The organism is Sphaerospermopsis reniformis, from assembly GCF_005402885.1.
Taxonomy (GTDB): Bacteria; Cyanobacteriota; Cyanobacteriia; order Cyanobacteriales; family Nostocaceae; genus Sphaerospermopsis; species Sphaerospermopsis kisseleviana.
The window spans coordinates 12,630-29,058 of the sequence record NZ_BJCE01000003.1 but is presented as its reverse complement, the minus strand read 5'-3'; the positions used below and the strand labels follow the sequence as shown (position 1 = coordinate 29,058).

Genomic DNA, 16,429 nt, shown 5'->3' with positions numbered 1-16,429 from the left:
CGTAAAAAGTATAAATTTACGTATTATAGATTTTTGTCATAAAATAGATAAAAGCTCAACTCTAACTCCTTACTCATGAGTCTCCATCCCCTCTTAAAAATTGATATTTCTGAACTCAGCATTGCAGAACGTATCCAACTAGCTGAAGATTTATGGGACAGCATCTTAGAACACCAAGAAGAACTTCCTTTGAGTCCGGCGCAACAACAGGAACTAGATAGACGATTAGAAAATTATCAAAAAAACCCTACAAATGGTTCTACTTGGGAAGATGTTAAAAAACGCTTTAGTTAACTACACCCAATCAAAAGTCTTACTAACAGCCTTCTTCCAAAGCCGATAACAACCTTCCCTCTCCACCTCATCCATCTTCGCTTCCCAAGTCTGATCTAAAAGCCAATTCTCAGACAACTCCTCCAAACTCCCCCAGAAACCAGTCGCCAACCCAGCAGCATAAGCCGCCCCTAACGCTGTAGTTTCTGCTACCTGCGGACGAATCACAGGCACACCTAACACATCACTTTGAAACTGCATCAGCAGGTTGTTGTACACCATCCCACCATCTACCTTCAAAGCAGTTAAATTTACCTGCGCGTCTTCTTTCATCGCCTCCAAAACTTCACGAGTCTGCCATGCTGTAGCTTCCAACACCGCACGGGCAATATGACCTTTATTTGTGTAGCGAGTCATCCCCACAATTACACCCCTAGCATCATTGCGCCAATAGGGAGCAAATAACCCAGAAAAAGCCGGGACAAAATAAACACCACCGTTATCTGTAACTGTACTGGCTAATACTTCTACCTCTGCACTGGTTTGAATTAATCCCAAATTGTCACGCAACCATTGAACCAAAGCACCGGCGATCGCAATACTCCCCTCTAAAGCATAAACCGCCGCAGCATCTCCCAATTTGTAAGCTACGGTTGTCAATAAACCATGTTGGGAAAATACGGGTTGTTCACCTGTATTCAATAACATAAAACAACCAGTACCATAGGTATTTTTAGCATCACCTACCTGAAAACAAGTTTGTCCCATTAATGCAGCTTGTTGATCTCCTAAGTCAGCAGCTATGGGAACTCCTGCCAAAATACCCGTAGCTTGACCATAAATAGCTGAGGAAGGGCGAATTTCTGGTAACATTTGCCGGGGAATACCCATAATTTCTAATATTTCCCCTTCCCAGTCCAGAGTTTTCAAGTTCATCAACAAGGTACGACTAGCATTTGTGACATCGGTGATATGTAAACCCCCTGCTGTACCACCTGTTAAATGCCAAATCAAAAAAGTGTCAATTGTGCCAAAAATAGCATCACCATTTGCGGCTGCGGCTTTTAATTCTGGTATATTTTCTAGCAACCATTTTATTCTCGGTGCGCTGAAGTAGGTAGCAATTGGTAAACCAGTGATAGGGCGAAAATAGTCTATTCCCAAATCTTTGACTAATTGATTACAGATATAGTCAGTTCTGGTATCTTGCCAAACAATGGCGTTATAGTAAGGTTTGCCTGTGTGTTTATTCCAAACTACGATAGTTTCCCGTTGATTGGTAATGCCAACGGCTGTGATTTCAGCCACAGTAATATTACTTTTATTTAAGGCATCTTTAATTACAGTTTGAGTACATGACCAAATTTCCAGAGGATCATGTTCTACCCAACCCGGTTGGGGGTAAATTTGCTGATGTTCTTTTTGGGCGCAGTCAACAATTTTACCTTGTTTATCAAAAATCATGAAGCGGGTGCTAGTTGTTCCTTGATCAATGGCTGCTACGTATTTGGTCATGTTGTTTGTTGCTGGACTGAGGTTTTCAACCTTGCATGAAACTATTATCAATTGAGATTTTCTCAAGGGGTGATTTTTCCCACACCCTATACCAAGTTTCTACTTTAGGTTAAGTAAGTCGGCTTGAAAAAACTGAGGTATGTTACAAAATGTAAATTCCCTAAAAGTCTCTTCCCTCTTGCCTTTTTTGCCATAACGATAAATTTTAACGCCTAACTACTTATATCTATCAGGTTATCTTTCACAATATCAGACTCAATCGCTGTAATCCTTATCTGGCAAGGTGTTTAGTCGGTTATTTGACTGGAATTAGTCGTTTATCTGTGAAGGTTTGTTGTCTGATATTTTTGATATGGCAACTTGATATTATTTTGATATAAAAGTAGTATTAAAATGGGTTATAAATACACCCACTTACACATAAGTTAATTTGATATAAAAGTGATATCAGACTGGTATTAAATACTGTTATAGTGGTAGGGATAACCTACTATAAAGATATTGATAATGACTACAGCTTATATGCCACGACAGAAACGACCTACAACAGCAAGGTCAATCAGACTTATAGAAGAAATAGCCACAGCAGTTGATAATTATGCCGACGATCAACTTATTAGTTCTAATGCTGCTGTAAATAAATTATTGCGAGATAGGTTAGCCGACTTGGGTTATATGCCAGAAACAGATAAAGCCAGTTAGTTAACAAGAAAGGCAGAGGGCAGGAGGCAGAGGGAGCAACGCGAAAATGTGAGATCGGGGTTAAATTCGCAATTACATAACTCCATTCTCAATAAAATCCAGTTTTTCCGTTGCGATGCCTTGGGAGCATCCCAATTTTACAAAAATAACCACAGCAACACCAAAAACTCTCTTCTTCTTTCTTACCTTTGTGTCCTTCGCGTCTATGCCTTCGGCACGCTTTGCGAACGTGGTTCGTTCATTTGAGGTCTTAACCTCAGAGAAAAAATAAACTTACACATTTGGGATGCTCCCGATACCTTCGGCGGGCGTAGCCATCGCATCTTAAAATAGGCTATTTACGTACCTGGTTTCTGCACATCACTTTCATCGCGTTGCTCCCGACGACAGTTGTTGCAAAATGGGGAAACAGTACCAAGTATGTTGCTTATGTCAGATATATATGATATAATAGATGACATATAGAAGATAAGCGACATACATAACATATAAGGACAAAATACAAAAAAAGATGCAAAATAGGTTAAGCAGCGTATCTATATCAGCTATGTCAGAAAACCTAGATGAAAAAATGGTTAGCTACCGTGTATTTTTACCGGAACAGTTAAGAACAGAATTTAAAGTGTGTTGCGCTAGAGACAATACAAATATGAGTGAAAAAACACGGGAACTTGTCGAGAAATACATTCAAGAACGTCAACAAAAGGGAGGCTAACCCATATCGGGCGCAATGCGATTGGCTACGCCAGTGTCGTAGGCGATTGGCTACGCCAGTGCCGGAGGCAATCGCCCAACTAACCACCAATCCCAAAAACTAAAACAGAGGCGTTATGACCACACCACAGCCAGTGGATACAGACACCAGGCTCAACCAGCTTGAGGATGAATTTGAGACAGTTAAGCAGCTTTTGATATCAGCCGCTTCCTATGCTGAATCAGCTGATAAACGGATTGACAGATTATCTGAAAGGCAAGATATTACCCAACGACAGCTTGATGGTTTAGCCGTAACTGTTCAAGTCATGGGTGAAACAGTTCAATCTATGGGTGAAAAAGTTGATAATTTTGTCACCAAGGTAGATGACTCTTTAGACCGCTTAACCCGCAAAATTGATGATTTTGTGGAAACCACCACAGCACGTAACGCTGTAGTAAATAATGTTGTCCTTGAATTACGGGACTCTCAGCAGTCTATTAATGCGTCGTTGGTAAGAATGGAGTCCATGATCTTGCAGCTGCACAAACCAAATAACAGTAACGAAGCTGGTAGTTAGGGATGGGATTGCAAGATAGGTTACGCCAAACTGCGCTATCGCCAGTGTTTGAAGCGCGATAGCGTATCCCTTACTTGACTGAAGGAAAGAGATAGCGCGACCTAGTAATCGCAAATTGAGCAAATTAGTGTAAAATAATTTCAATAGCAAAACCCGGTTAGCCGTGGAAAGTGAACCGGGAGTTGCATTTAAATAATTCACTCACCATTTAGGGCGAGTCGTTTTGTTTCAACCCCATTGAAAAAGGTCGCTATCTATAACTCCATTCGCAAAAGTAGCTATCCATAACTCTATAACTCTATTTGCAAAGGCTGCTATCTATAACTCTATTCACAAAGGTTGCTATCTATGACTACATTAACAGCTCTCGACCCAATTGATCAACAAATTTGTGACCAAATTCAGAAACAAGCGCAAGAAATGACTCGCGTCTTCATCCAGTTGTGTCAAACCGTCTACTTTGCGAAACTGACGTGCAAGCGTACTGAGTTGAAGACCATTCAAGAATCATTAGAGTGGACAGGAACTACGGCAACCTCCTATGCTAAGGTAGGCGAGTTCATAGCGGACATCGAACCTAGCAATCTAGATTTACTCGATTGCAACACAATCAAAGCTTTGTGCTACGAGAAGTTTCAACCAATATTAGAACGCCTAAAATCAGAACGTCTCACAGTAGCAGAAGTTCGCCAGGAAATGACGCAAATAAATAAGTCGCTGAAAAAAGAGAAGCCACCGCAGCGATTATTGGAGTGGAAGAGAGAGAAGACTGGTGAGGGAACGTTAATTATTCGTTTGCAAGATGTGGAAGCAGGTTTAGAATTTGAAAGCAGGTTCAAAGCCTCCTGTCTCCCGTTGCCATTGTTCATTAGGAATTTACTCAGACAACAGCCAGTGCAACCGGATATTGCTTGGCAAGCAGCCCCAGAAGAATCAACCGCACAGATGGAAGAAAAATCAGTAAAAGCAGAGGAAATCGCAGAAATCGAGAATAATATCTATGGAGAGAGTCCCTTTCACAAACAGGGGAACAATCAGGATGCGATGCCTACGCCCAACGTAGGTCCTGCGGACAGGCTACGCCAACGCGTAGCGTCTGGCAGGGAAGGCATCGCACCGAAAATAAGCTGTTAAACCTTTAAAAAAGCATATTGACGCTTTTTCCCAACAATCAAAAATATGCAAGTTAAATTTCCTTCAGCTTACCTAGAGCTTGCTGATAGCGGAGTGTGGCGTAAGCCATATAAACATGAAAAGATTACAGGTGTGATGATACTGAAAAATCCTTCTCAGAAACGCCAAACCAAATATTTAATACTAAAGAAATCACGGATAAATTTTCTGAGAGGAAACCATGAATCAAAGTTTAGCAGTGACACTGGGAGAATTACAAACAGAAATATATTGGCTACATGATGCTGAGAAATTTAGAGAATTGGCGATCGCTGCATCTCACATTTACAGCACTTTTGGAGTAAATGAGGTACACCAATTTTAGAAGGTAGTTTGTAAGCATTCAGCTATCAGTAATCAGTAATCAGCTAATAATAGCAAAAGCGAAGATTGAGAATTATTAATTTTAAAAAAGTGACACAATCGAGTTACACACTGCTGATTTTTTCACCTTTCTTTTTATTTCAATCTTTAAAGCGGATGGCTGATAGCTGACGGCTGAATACTTACGATAGTTTTAAAACTTAAACTTCGATGTTTACTGTACCTCATAAACATTGAATATGCTGTATATACTTCTAATTATTCGCTTAATTTGCTTCTAATTGTTGCCTAACCCATGCACGAAATAGTCTCATCGTCGCATTTCTACCATTAGTTTTACTTAACATCAAATATTGAGGTATTACTTGAGAAATCGCTAAGTTAGGAAAAATAGAACTGGTAGTTGATTCTACATACTTACCATTTACCAGCACATTAATTTCTAATTTTCTTCCATTCCATCGCCATAGTTCTGGTACTTTCAAAGCTTGATAATTATTGAAACGAGTACGGGAAGTAATATCAACTTCAATTGCTAAATCTGGAGGTGGATCAATTCCTAAATCTATTCTATCTTTCCCTCTGACTCTAGCTTCATTCTCGATGTAGAAACAATCATCAGGTTCTACCCCTGCGTCCATGCTCTCCTGATCAAAAGTCGTAGACCCCAAACTCCAGAATTCCCAATTAATTTCCTCTAATAAAGCTTTTACTAAGTCCCCAATAATTACTTTAGCTACTTCATGCGCTGGTAATGGAGCCATTATTTCTAGCACCCCTTGACAGTACCCTATTTTATAATTGCGGTTGTCTCCTAATTCTGCTAAAATACGTTTGTATGTAGACCAGGAGATATTTTTAATTAACAACTGATGACCGGGTTTAACAATTAGTTGGTTGAGTTCAAGCAACATACTCATTTTTTACCTCTTTTTCACCTAACTTAGCCCAATCAGTATTTTTTTATTATATTTCATTATCGAATTTTTGTAGTATTTGACTAAAACCTCTGGTCAAATAATAGGTTGTAATTTAACAGAACAGGATCTACGCATAGCCTACGAAAAATAAAAAATATGGGTTTGAGATTGCTTAATATTGCTCGCGATGACGAAAGAAAATACGTTAATTTTTGATGAGTCCTAAAAATCCTCATAACACACGCGCTATTGAGGGGGCTACGTCATTGAGGGAACAAACTGCCATAATAATTTGTATATAATGAGAGTTAAATATTGAAATATTGCGGATCACTACCAATCACCAAATTATGACACAAACACTCCAAGCAAGAGATATTGATTTACGCTACTTAATTGATAATTTTGGCATTGAATTAGTTTTACATGGACAATTCTTCCCAGAATGGCAAGAGGAATTACCAGAAATTACGGATTTAGATAAACAACTTTTAGACAAAGTAAAAGCTGGTTATTTGAATCTTCTCAATTATCCCCCATTGCTAGAAGATGTTGTCCGCATGGCAATTGTAGATCCGATACTTTTTATCGGTGATTTTTACTTATCTCCCTTTTACGTAAAATCAGAAGAATCTATAGATATTGCCGTACCAGATGAAGACGTAATCATCAAAGGTAGAATGGATATTTTAGTTTTAAAAGAGCAATTCTGGGTGATGATTATTGAATCGAAAAAATCTTCTTTTTCTATTGAAGAAGGACTTGCACAAATTCTTTATTATATGTTAGGTAATCCCTATCCTGATAAACCCAGTTTTGGGATGATTGCCACAGGTAGCGAGTTTATTTTTGTGAAATTAGTAAAAGGAAACCCACCCCGTTATGCTTTATCAAAAGGGTTTTTAATGCGTAATCCTGGAAATGAATTATATGATGTGCTGCGTATTTTCAAGCATTTAACTCAATTGGTGAATGCTTGAATTTTTCCAATGAAATTCCTAAAATTAAAAAGTCTGAATCCTTGCTATTATTTTGCATGACTACTTATCAAGCAACGATAGCTGTCCTTCAGGAACATTACCCCTACCCCCAAGATGGTAATTAAGGCGGCATGATGAACACACCGAGATCAGGTTCTAAAACTTGCTTGAGTCTGGTTTACCTGGCCATAAGTAGGTAAGCGTTAAAAATTGTTGTTATGGAAAGGTAGTCCCTATGAAAAAATTTCATAGCCAAGGATGAAAGTGGTCTTTGAACCTACCTATTTGCCATACCCAACCCACACTTTCAAGTCAGGAGGGAAGAGGTTTTTAGAAATTTTACATTTTTGTACTTGCTTTGGTTTTTTCGTGCCGACTTACTTAACACCACTTAGTGGTTTTCATTACTCCACCAGCTTGATTAAAAATAGCAATAATTTTAGTCACAATTTTTCTTAAATTCTTGGTTTAAAGGTTACGATAGTAGTGACAGCAGTTTCCAATGTGATGAAGTACAAATTAAAATCACAAAGCCTTACAGTAAAAGGATTCACAAGTTGATGGCTGACTGCTGAAAACTGAAAGCTGCTGTAAAAGTAAATAATTTCCAGGTGTTATTTTTTAGTAAAATCCTAGATTCTATTATAGCATTTTTTGTAAAGCATTTTTTGGTCACCAAATCTCTAACTTTAGGCATTTTTTAACAATAAAATTATGAATAATTTTACCATTGCTGGCAATATAATAGACGTTCTCCACCGTCGTATTTTTCCAGGTACTGTTCACATTCAAGATGGAAGCATTCAAACCATAATCCCTGACCAGGGGCAATATTCACAGTACATTCTTCCCGGTTTTGTTGATGCCCATATTCATATTGAAAGTTCCATGCTTGTACCGACTGAATTCGCAAGATTAGCAACGGTGCATGGTACGGTCGCCACTGTTTCTGACCCCCACGAAATCGCTAATGTTCTGGGTTTAAAGGGTATCCGCTTCATGGTCAATAATGCCCTACAAACTCCCCTAAAAATCGCTTTTGGTTTTCCTGCCTGTGTTCCTGCCACTACTTTTGAAACTGCCGGGGCAACCCTGACGGTAAACGATTTCCATCAACTGTTTAAATATGGTGTTTCTTATTTAAGTGAGGTGATGAATGTACCGGGGGTGTTGGCTGATAGTCCAGAAATAATGGACAAAATTCATTTAGCGCAAAGTTTGGGAATCCCCATTGATGGTCATGCACCGGGGTTAGTGGGTACGGGTTTACGTAAATATGCAGAAGCAAAAATCACTACAGACCATGAATGTTCTTTCTTGAGTGAGGCTTTGGAGAAAATAGCATTGGGGATGAAGATTCAGATTCGGGAGGGTTCAGCGGCTAAAAATTTTGATGCCCTGCACAGTTTAATTGATGTCCACCCAGAACGGTGTATGTTTTGCAGTGATGATAAACACCCTGATGATTTAGTTACTGGACACATTAATCTCTTGGTAAAACGGGCAGTGGCTTTAGGTCACGATGTTATGAATGTGTTGCAAGTTGCCTGTGTAAACCCTGTCAAACATTACAATCTTGATGTGGGACTGCTGCAAGTTGGGGACAGTGCAGATTTGATTGTTGTTGATAATTTACAAGATTTTACGGTGTTGGCTACCTATTGTCAGGGTGTGTTAACAGCCAAGTCAGGGTCAACTTTGTTACCGTTTGTTCCAGTTAAACCCATTAATAATTTTAATACTGCTGCAAAAACACCGGGGGATTTTGAAATAACTGCCAAGGGTTCAACAGTCAGAGTGATTACCGTCACTGATGGTCAGTTGATCTCAGGGGAAAAGCGTGTACCCGCAAAGATTGAAAATGGTAAAGTCACAGTTGATCTAGAGCAAGATATCTTGAAAATTACGGTGGTAAATCGCTATCAAAATACACCGCCATCAGTGGCATTAGTGCAGAATTTTGGATTGAAACGAGGGGCGATAGCATCAAGTGTAGCCCATGATTCCCATAACATTGTGGCAGTGGGGACAACGGACTTAGAAATCTGTACTGCGGTAAATGCCATCATTCAACATCAAGGTGGTATTGCGGTAGTCGAAGGTAATAAGGTTGACGTATTACCCTTATCGGTGGCGGGTTTGATGAGTGATGGTGATGGTAATGAAGTTGCCAAAAAATACGCAGAACTCGATGCCTGGGCAAAACGATTAGGGTCAACACTATCTGCACCATTCATGACTCTTTCTTTTATGGCGTTGCTGGTGATACCCGATTTAAAACTTAGTGATCAAGGATTATTTGATGGGAGAAAATTTCAGTTTATACCACTGTTTGTTGATGAATTATAGCATTTACCAAGAGTCGTTTGCTGTTAAAATTAAAGAGGTTTGAGAGGGCATAAAGCTATGACTATTGCAGCAATTCAACCGACAAATATAGAAGAATTTTTGCAATTGCCAGAAACAGAACCAGCTTCTGAATTTATTCATGGACAAATTATACAGAAACCAATGCCTCAAGGGGAACATAGCCAACTTCAAATTGATCTATGCGAAACTATTAATCAAATTACTAAACCTCAGAAAATTGCCAAAGCTTTTCCAGAACTACGCTGTATTTTTGGTGGATTAGCAATTGTCCCAGATATAGCGGTATTTCGTTGGGAGCGAATCCCTCGGTTGCCATCAGGACGCATCGCCAATCGGTTTGAAATTCATCCAGATTGGGTAATTGAAATTCTCTCTCCCGAACAGAAATATAAACAAGTTCTCAGCAAATTACTACACTGTGCTGAGTATGGTACTGAGTTAGGTTGGTTGGTTGATAGTGACGATGAAAGTATTTTGGTGGTAGATAGCGATCGCCGAGTTAAGGAACTTAAAAATAGCGATTACTTGCCAGTTCTCACAGGGATTGAATTAAATATTACTGTTCAAGAAGTCTTTAGCTGGTTGAGTTTATAACCCACATTTCGCACCCTCCGATGTCACAATCTTGTGCTGTAAAACACCCTACATCAAGTAATACTTAAATTTTGCAAAGGTAAAAAATGGCTTTCAGTAATTTCAAAACTATTGGGGAAGTCCTCACAACTTTTCAAGTTATCTACACCGAAGACAATTTTATCAGTGAAATTGCCTTTAATATTACCGACTACTTCCGCGAAGATTTAGAATTAATGATGCGGGATGCTGTTGTTGATAACTCAGAATTTGCCATTTGCGAAAACTTAATTTATCCCGTTCTCAAAGAAGTTTGGAAAATCTACCGCCAACATTTTATTTTATGGAGTCATCAATCCTTAAACTACGATGAAAAATTATCAGGATTTCCTGAATATATTTTAGCTAAACGTTCCCCATTAGGTAAAGTTGTTTTTGATAAACCATACTTTATTTTAGTAGAAGCCAAACAAGACAACTTTGAAGCAGGTTGGGCGCAATGTTTAGCGGAAATGATTGCTGCTCAAAGATTAAATGGAGAATATCAAATCATTATTTGGGGGATTGTTTCTAATGGCGCGACATGGCAATTTGGTAAACTAGAAAATAACAAATTTACCAGAAATATGACTCCTTTTACCATTTATGAACTAGATAAATTATTTGCTGCTGTTAATTTTATATTTAAACAATCTGAATTACAGCTAAATAATTTAGTTCGATCTGCTGTTTAACTTTAGGGACTTCAAAAAATAAAACAGATTTGGAGTAAATGAGGTATAAATTTTAGGAACAAAACCTGATGTTAACAGACTTTCAAGCCTGTTCCCTGTTCCCTGCTGTAAAACATACCGTGACCGAAAAAATTTTAGATTTTAGATTAAAATCAAAGTCTAAAATCTAAAAACAAAGTTTCAAGCCTCTCCATCCATTTATGGAGAAAAATACAAATTTTTTTCCGCCTTCAAGCCTCTTCTTTAAAGGAGAAGATAATCCAAAATACTCGCTGCGCTGCGTACGCTTCGCTAACGTCAATCCAAAATCCAAAATTGATTGACGGCTTATGCTAGTGTGTTAATTCTGAAACCTTTATTCCATAAGATTTCATGCACAAAATCTGTCGCGTATTTTTACAAAAAATCATCTGTTCCAGTAGCTTTCGGTGTAAACTATAAACTACAGTAATACCCATAATTTTCGAGACAGTCCTTCCAAAACACACAAAATTAACATACTAGGCTTCTGCTGTTTAAGCTAAAGTATCTGCTTTAAAATTATTAATCTTTTTTATGTCTATTCAAATCTACGGAATACCAAACTGCGGAACTTGTAAAAAAGCCTTCAAGTGGCTTCAAGAAAATGGTGTTGATTATGAGTTCATTAACACCAAAGAAACTCCTCCAACTCGTGAGATGATTAAAAACTGGGTCAAGTCTTTAGGTTCTGCACCTATGCGAAACACATCCGGTCAGTCTTACCGGGCTTTAGGTGATGAAAAGAAAACTTGGACAGATGAGCAATGGATTGAAGCATTCACTAAGGATGCAATGCTGCTTAAACGCCCCCTTTTCCTCAAAGATGGAACGGCTGTGCTGGTAGGTTTTAAAGATAAAGATGAGGTAGTAAGGCAAAAGTTGGGGCTTTAATTTTGCTGGGTTTTACTTTACAAAGAAGGTAGGAGGCAGAGGGCAGGAGGCAGGAGGAAATAAGTATAAATAAAAACTTTAGTTGGGAGCAACGCGAAAACGTGAGGTGGCGAAATCGGGTACGTAAATAGCCTATTTCGGGATGCGATCGCAACGAAAACACCTAATTTTGTTGAGAATTTAGTGGTGTAATTGAGAATCGCACCCGATCTCACAAAATCGCGTTGCTCCCACTTTAGTTCTGGGTTTAAAGCCCAGTTCAAAAAAAGAATTGTATCGAGTGAGAGTGCCACTTTAACGAAGCGGCACGGAGTGCAATACAAAGCGTATTTGCTTCAATCCTACGTTTTTAAACGTGGATTTCTCCTGCCTCCTTAATTTACTTAATTCTGAAAACTTGACCCTTGGGTACAAAAGGTAAATACCGACCCACAGGAATTAAAAAAGCGTGTTCTCGACGAATATGTAAATTATCGCAATAGCCATCAGTAATAATTAGCAATGGTCCATTTTTGGGAAAATCATCCGCTTTTTCCAGTAAATCAATACCGGGTTGTAAAACAGTACCCCCTCTACCCTTGACTTGAACTCTATCTGCTAAAGATTCTGGGGTCAAATAACCTTGATCATAAGCAAAAGCATCACAGAAAACAACCCGCACCAAAGAAACATCATGGGAAATACTATAACTAGCGATCGCCCCTAATGCCTTTCCCAATAATTCCCGCTCCATTGAACCAGAAGTATCTAAAACCACCCCAAATGTGCGACCTTCTTCATGATTGCTATCAGGTACATAACAAGGACGAGGAATATCAGGAGTTGCTGACTGACGACGACTAGGACGGCTATAGGATCTAACTTTAATTAAAGGCGAAAAATAATTATCAAACCACTTAGCTAATTCCACATCCCAAGGAATTGGTGGATAACTCAAAGCGCGAATTTCTTCAATTAAACCTGCGGGTAAAAAACCGCGATTTTGTTCTTGGTGATATGCAAGTCCTTGACTTAAACAACGACGATAAAATTCATCCAGTGCCACACCATCACCATAAGTCCACCAATCTGCTCTTTGTGGTTCTAAAATGTCACATTGTCCAATTCCCCGGAGAGTAGCTAGTTTACGATAAAGGCGTAAATCTTTCACAATTCTGTCATAAATTGACTCAGCAGATAAATTTTTCAAATCAGGATCATACAATGCTCCCACTTGAGGTAATTCACCTACCCCCATTTCTATTAACCAAGAATTAATCACATAATCACAAGCAACATTCCACAAATAAGGCTCTCTTCCTTGACGACGGGTATCATGTCTCAGTCCGGCGTGTAATAATTCATGAGCCATCACAAATCGGTATTCTTCATTAGTTAAACCGCCGGCAGGATTAATAAAAATTTGCTGATTTTCTACATCAATAGCGGCTACAGAAATTTCTAACCGTTGACAAATTAATGGATCTTCAATAATTTCAAAATTAGTTGCTAAAGCTCCCAATAAAGGATAACTATTAATAAACCAAGCCTTAGCTTTTTGTGCAGGAGTGTTATTTTTACTTTCTCCTGCTAAAGAAATATCCTGTCCTGCGGCTACAGATACGGCATTAGTAACAGCTTTTGTTAAACCTTCTCCAAAGACAGCTTGCCAATCAATTTTAGCATACCAATAATAACTTTTGGGAGTTTCTATAAACATATCAACAAAGTCATTTCCGGGAATACCCCGCTCACAAAATTCTTGATATAAACTGTCTTCATTGCGGTTAGCAAAGTTGAGGGGAAAGAGGTATTCTTCTGGAGCAGTTCCTAATTTTAAATCTGCCAGAAATTTAGCAATAAAATAATTACAAGCGGCATTCCATTCACGGAAATAGGTGCGTTCTTGGAAGTGACCAAAGCCTAAATGTAGGAGACAATGAGCCAGTACATAAACCCATTCTTCAGGAGAACCCCGTCGGGTGGGATGTACATGAATTGTACCTAAATTATTAATGACAGCCCAATGTTTTGGCGGACATTGATTACTCGGTTGACGATTAATGTTAGCATGATAAAGTAAAGATGTAAAAATTGGATGCTGTCGCAAGATATTATATCCTTGCTCAAATTGCTGTTTAGCAATATCTTTTTGATTCTGTTTACGTGGCATTTTCTTTTTTGACTAAACGTGGTAAGTCTCTAACTATTTCTACCATTAACCAACTAGGTAAAACATCTCCTTTCTCGGTTTCAGAAACCACCATTTGGGCAATTTCAAAGCTGATAGCGGCTAAATCTTTGAGTAGTCCTTTGGCGCGATGGGCTAAGTCTTTGTGATTACCTGTAATTGCTTGGCGTTCTTGGGGTAATTCTTTGATGAGTTGAGCGCGGAATGATTGAGCTAAAAAATAGAGGACATCTCTATCTTCTGGTAGGTGTGGCCAACCAATTTCGCCTTTAAGAATTGCTGTTAGTTGGTATTTACTTTTAATTTGTTTAATAAAACCTTTGAATTGGGTAGCATGGTGGGGAGAAAGACACCCCAAAGCGAGAACTTCTAGCCAGTGGTCTGTTAGGTTGTCTCCATATTCATGTAAGGTATCACTTAGCATATGCCAAGAGCGGGGGGTGGAAAAAGGTTCTTCATGTTTAGGAGGTTGACTCCACAGATGATCTGGGCGAGTTTGAATATATTCAATTACCCAAGGATGAATATTATGATTTTTTGCCCAATCTAACCAGTCTCGATGGGAAACTTTTAAATGAACATGAACCATACGATTTAGCAAGGGTGAAGACATGGGTTTCACAATTGCACTATCTTGAGCGCGATTACCTGCACCAATGACGATTGAACTTTGGGGAAGATAATATTCACCAATTCTACGTTCATGGATGAGGCTATAAAATGCTTTTTGCACTTCATGAGAACAGGCGTTAAGTTCATCCAAAAATAGGCAATAGGGTTCTTCTCGTGCAATCATTTTTGGTGGACAGAAGCGACTTTTTCCATCTATGATCTGTGGTACTCCGATTAAGTCTTCTGGTGCTAGTTGACTACCAAGTAGTGAAACGCAAGGTATTCCTACCTCGGTTGCAAATTCTTCTACTAATGATGATTTACCAATTCCTGGCGCTCCCCAAATAAATACGGGTCGCACTACTGCGACATTGAGCAGAAATTCTGAGAGTTGTTTTTGGGTTACTGTAATTGCTGGGTTCATTTAAGTAGTCGTGCAAAATAAATTTTATATTTGGGAGAGGTAACACTTCGACAGGCTCAGTGCATCGCAGGGAACAGGTAAGAAATACAGGCATTTTGGTTTTCAATCAATATGTTAAATTAATTTTGCTTGGGTACTTATATTTGGGAGAGGTAACAGATAAGGAATACAGAGATTTTTGTTTGTTCCAAAAATGTTAAATTAATTTTGCCCAGGCACTTACCAAATTGATAAAAGGGAATAGGAAACAGTGATAATGCCAATCATTACAAGTCAACGCAGATCCCCTATCTCCCACTGTCTACTCTTCAATTTCTACATCTGCTACTAAATCTTTTTCGCTCATTTCTTGGTTATACATCATCAATATATTTTTATTTTGCAGCCAACCAATTCTGCTGTTCTAATCGCTGCCAAGCTTTACGTATATGTTGTGGTTTAAAGATGGTGCGTTTGCGGTCGCTCCAGGAATGAACTAACTCTATGGCCTGTTCACTATTTTGGGCTGGGTTGGTTTCGTGAGTTCCTACCCAATGAACTGTAGCCAATACTTCCATGCCATAAGGAGTTTCAAAACCGTTTATGAGGTTACTAACTCGTTCTAACCGTTCCTGTGCCAATGGTTCATTGGCTAAAAATGCCTGTGCAGCTTCTCTACCTGCGGGTAAAACGTAAATTTCCGCGTTTTCTGCCTTGGCTGTTCCATCGCCATAACCACATATATAATACCCTTCTATATGTTTTAAAACATGATTTAAGTTATGGGCATAAGGTCCATATTTGTGTTTTACATACTCAAGGCGTAGGGGTTCACCAGCTACTTGTAAAAAATAGGCGAGTTTTTGAATTTCTAGTTTGGTTAATTCATAACCGGGAATACCGTACAATTCCAGTAAGCGAATAAACAAGGCACGGGCGCGAGTCATATTTGGCTTTTTGCTGGCTACGGGCATTTGTGCGGGTGCGGGTGCGCCACTGGGTTCAAAAATAATGACTTGGACATCTGGAAGTGCAGCAAAGGCTGATTCTATTAAGGGTTTTACCTCACTCCAGTCTAAGCCACCGTTACCGCATCCCAAGGGAGGTATAGCAATGGAAGTAATGTTTAATTGCTGTACTTGAGCGACTAATGCCACCAGTCCGGTTTTGATATCTTCTAATTTAGATTTGCCCTTCCAGTGGCGTTTGGTGGGGAAGTTAATAATGTACAGGGGGTTAAATAAGTTACCTGTAGCGACGGTAAACATCTGCCCCGGTTGCACCTGTCCAGCACGACAGGCTTTTTCGTATTGGCGGAAATTTTCTGGATAAGCTTGTTTAAATTGCAAGGCGATACCTTTACCCATGACACCGACACAGTTCACTGTGTTTACTAGGGCTTGGGCTGGTTCTGTTAATAAGTTGCCTTGCTTAATTTCAATCATTGTTTTTACTGGATTAAAAAAATTTAATTGTTATTTATACTGCTGTATT

At 39.0% G+C, this 16,429-nt stretch carries 16 protein-coding genes; 11 read left to right on the top strand and 5 right to left on the bottom strand.

All coding sequences use genetic code 11. The features are described 5' to 3' along the window. The first annotated feature begins 75 nt into the window (after positions 1-75). Positions 76-294 (top strand): addiction module protein, encoded by a 219-nt coding sequence (locus FFR48_RS00900; protein ID WP_137666049.1) that lies wholly within the window; start codon positions 76-78, stop codon positions 292-294. Here the strand turns inward: FFR48_RS00900 and glpK are convergent, their stop codons facing one another. Then, positions 295-1,788, bottom strand: a complete 1,494-nt coding sequence (glpK, locus tag FFR48_RS00895) for a glycerol kinase GlpK (RefSeq protein WP_137666048.1) — start codon at positions 1,786-1,788, stop codon at positions 295-297. It abuts the gene before it with no gap. Between the two features lie 507 nt (positions 1,789-2,295). On the opposite strand from glpK, the gene FFR48_RS00890 reads away from it, so the two are divergent. The 5 genes from FFR48_RS00890 (at position 2,296) to FFR48_RS00870 (ending at position 5,262) form a co-directional block, all read left to right on the top strand. Beyond that, a complete protein-coding gene (locus FFR48_RS00890) occupies positions 2,296-2,490 on the top strand; it encodes a hypothetical protein (protein ID WP_096572986.1) in 195 nt (64 codons plus the stop codon). 511 nt (positions 2,491-3,001) lie between these two features. Continuing rightward, a complete protein-coding gene (locus FFR48_RS00885) occupies positions 3,002-3,205 on the top strand; it encodes a copy number control protein (protein ID WP_137666047.1) in 204 nt (67 codons plus the stop codon). A 115-nt stretch (positions 3,206-3,320) separates the two neighbouring features. Then, entirely contained in the window at positions 3,321-3,764 is a 444-nt protein-coding gene (locus FFR48_RS00880; RefSeq protein WP_096572988.1) for a hypothetical protein, read from the top strand. Between the two features lie 348 nt (positions 3,765-4,112). Then, entirely contained in the window at positions 4,113-4,898 is a 786-nt protein-coding gene (locus tag FFR48_RS00875) for an Alr2735 family protein (RefSeq protein WP_503827303.1), read from the top strand. A gap of 220 nt (positions 4,899-5,118) precedes the next feature. Next, positions 5,119-5,262, top strand: a complete 144-nt coding sequence (locus FFR48_RS00870; RefSeq protein WP_162501821.1) for a hypothetical protein — start codon at positions 5,119-5,121, stop codon at positions 5,260-5,262. A 265-nt stretch (positions 5,263-5,527) separates the two neighbouring features. Here the strand turns inward: FFR48_RS00870 and FFR48_RS00865 are convergent, their stop codons facing one another. Continuing rightward, positions 5,528-6,175, bottom strand: a complete 648-nt coding sequence (locus tag FFR48_RS00865; RefSeq protein WP_137666045.1) for a Uma2 family endonuclease — start codon at positions 6,173-6,175, stop codon at positions 5,528-5,530. Positions 6,176-6,531: 356 nt separating this feature from the next. Here FFR48_RS00865 and FFR48_RS00860 point away from each other — a divergent pair, with 356 nt between their 5' ends. The 5 genes from FFR48_RS00860 (at position 6,532) to FFR48_RS00840 (ending at position 11,750) form a co-directional block, all read left to right on the top strand. Then, positions 6,532-7,161, top strand: coding sequence for a restriction endonuclease subunit R (locus FFR48_RS00860; RefSeq protein WP_096572991.1), 630 nt, complete (start codon positions 6,532-6,534; stop codon positions 7,159-7,161). A gap of 714 nt (positions 7,162-7,875) precedes the next feature. After that, positions 7,876-9,510, top strand: a complete 1,635-nt coding sequence (gene ade, locus FFR48_RS00855) for an adenine deaminase (protein WP_137666044.1) — start codon at positions 7,876-7,878, stop codon at positions 9,508-9,510. Between the two features lie 57 nt (positions 9,511-9,567). Then, positions 9,568-10,125: a Uma2 family endonuclease gene (locus tag FFR48_RS00850; protein WP_096572994.1), complete on the top strand. Its 558-nt coding sequence runs from the start codon at positions 9,568-9,570 to the stop codon at positions 10,123-10,125. An 86-nt stretch (positions 10,126-10,211) separates the two neighbouring features. Beyond that, positions 10,212-10,838 (top strand): hypothetical protein, encoded by a 627-nt coding sequence (locus FFR48_RS00845; protein ID WP_096572995.1) that lies wholly within the window; start codon positions 10,212-10,214, stop codon positions 10,836-10,838. 555 nt (positions 10,839-11,393) lie between these two features. Continuing rightward, positions 11,394-11,750, top strand: a complete 357-nt coding sequence (locus tag FFR48_RS00840; RefSeq protein WP_096572996.1) for a Spx/MgsR family RNA polymerase-binding regulatory protein — start codon at positions 11,394-11,396, stop codon at positions 11,748-11,750. A gap of 379 nt (positions 11,751-12,129) precedes the next feature. Here FFR48_RS00840 and FFR48_RS00835 read toward each other — a convergent pair whose 3' ends face one another. The 3 genes from FFR48_RS00835 to darG form a co-directional block, all read right to left on the bottom strand. Next, a complete protein-coding gene (locus tag FFR48_RS00835) occupies positions 12,130-13,902 on the bottom strand; it encodes a vWA domain-containing protein (RefSeq protein WP_137666043.1) in 1,773 nt (590 codons plus the stop codon). Further along, the gene (locus tag FFR48_RS00830) at positions 13,892-14,956 is read right to left on the bottom strand and encodes an AAA family ATPase (RefSeq protein ID WP_096572998.1); all 1,065 of its coding nucleotides are present in this window, start codon (positions 14,954-14,956) and stop codon (positions 13,892-13,894) included. The genes FFR48_RS00835 and FFR48_RS00830 overlap by 11 nt, the downstream gene beginning before the upstream one ends. Before the next feature lie 374 nt (positions 14,957-15,330). Beyond that, positions 15,331-16,380: a type II toxin-antitoxin system antitoxin DNA ADP-ribosyl glycohydrolase DarG gene (gene darG, locus FFR48_RS00825; protein ID WP_096572999.1), complete on the bottom strand. Its 1,050-nt coding sequence runs from the start codon at positions 16,378-16,380 to the stop codon at positions 15,331-15,333. Positions 16,381-16,429: the final 49 nt, after the last annotated feature.

What these genes read in the sequence shown, in the direction of transcription:
- FFR48_RS00850 (WP_096572994.1), top strand. Translation starts at nt 9,568, where the DNA reads ATGACTATTGCAGCAATTCAACCGACAAATATAGAAGAATTTTTGCAA.
- FFR48_RS00900 (WP_137666049.1), top strand. Translation starts at nt 76, where the DNA reads ATGAGTCTCCATCCCCTCTTAAAAATTGATATTTCTGAACTCAGCATT.
- FFR48_RS00865 (WP_137666045.1), bottom strand. Translation starts at nt 6,175, where the DNA reads ATGTTGCTTGAACTCAACCAACTAATTGTTAAACCCGGTCATCAGTTG.
- FFR48_RS00885 (WP_137666047.1), top strand. Translation starts at nt 3,002, where the DNA reads ATGCAAAATAGGTTAAGCAGCGTATCTATATCAGCTATGTCAGAAAAC.
- glpK (WP_137666048.1), bottom strand. Translation starts at nt 1,788, where the DNA reads ATGACCAAATACGTAGCAGCCATTGATCAAGGAACAACTAGCACCCGC.
- FFR48_RS00890 (WP_096572986.1), top strand. Translation starts at nt 2,296, where the DNA reads ATGACTACAGCTTATATGCCACGACAGAAACGACCTACAACAGCAAGG.
- FFR48_RS00870 (WP_162501821.1), top strand. Translation starts at nt 5,119, where the DNA reads ATGAATCAAAGTTTAGCAGTGACACTGGGAGAATTACAAACAGAAATA.
- FFR48_RS00840 (WP_096572996.1), top strand. Translation starts at nt 11,394, where the DNA reads ATGTCTATTCAAATCTACGGAATACCAAACTGCGGAACTTGTAAAAAA.
- FFR48_RS00845 (WP_096572995.1), top strand. Translation starts at nt 10,212, where the DNA reads ATGGCTTTCAGTAATTTCAAAACTATTGGGGAAGTCCTCACAACTTTT.
- FFR48_RS00835 (WP_137666043.1), bottom strand. Translation starts at nt 13,902, where the DNA reads ATGCCACGTAAACAGAATCAAAAAGATATTGCTAAACAGCAATTTGAG.
- ade (WP_137666044.1), top strand. Translation starts at nt 7,876, where the DNA reads ATGAATAATTTTACCATTGCTGGCAATATAATAGACGTTCTCCACCGT.
- FFR48_RS00875 (WP_503827303.1), top strand. Translation starts at nt 4,113, where the DNA reads ATGACTACATTAACAGCTCTCGACCCAATTGATCAACAAATTTGTGAC.
- darG (WP_096572999.1), bottom strand. Translation starts at nt 16,380, where the DNA reads ATGATTGAAATTAAGCAAGGCAACTTATTAACAGAACCAGCCCAAGCC.
- FFR48_RS00880 (WP_096572988.1), top strand. Translation starts at nt 3,321, where the DNA reads ATGACCACACCACAGCCAGTGGATACAGACACCAGGCTCAACCAGCTT.
- FFR48_RS00860 (WP_096572991.1), top strand. Translation starts at nt 6,532, where the DNA reads ATGACACAAACACTCCAAGCAAGAGATATTGATTTACGCTACTTAATT.
- FFR48_RS00830 (WP_096572998.1), bottom strand. Translation starts at nt 14,956, where the DNA reads ATGAACCCAGCAATTACAGTAACCCAAAAACAACTCTCAGAATTTCTG.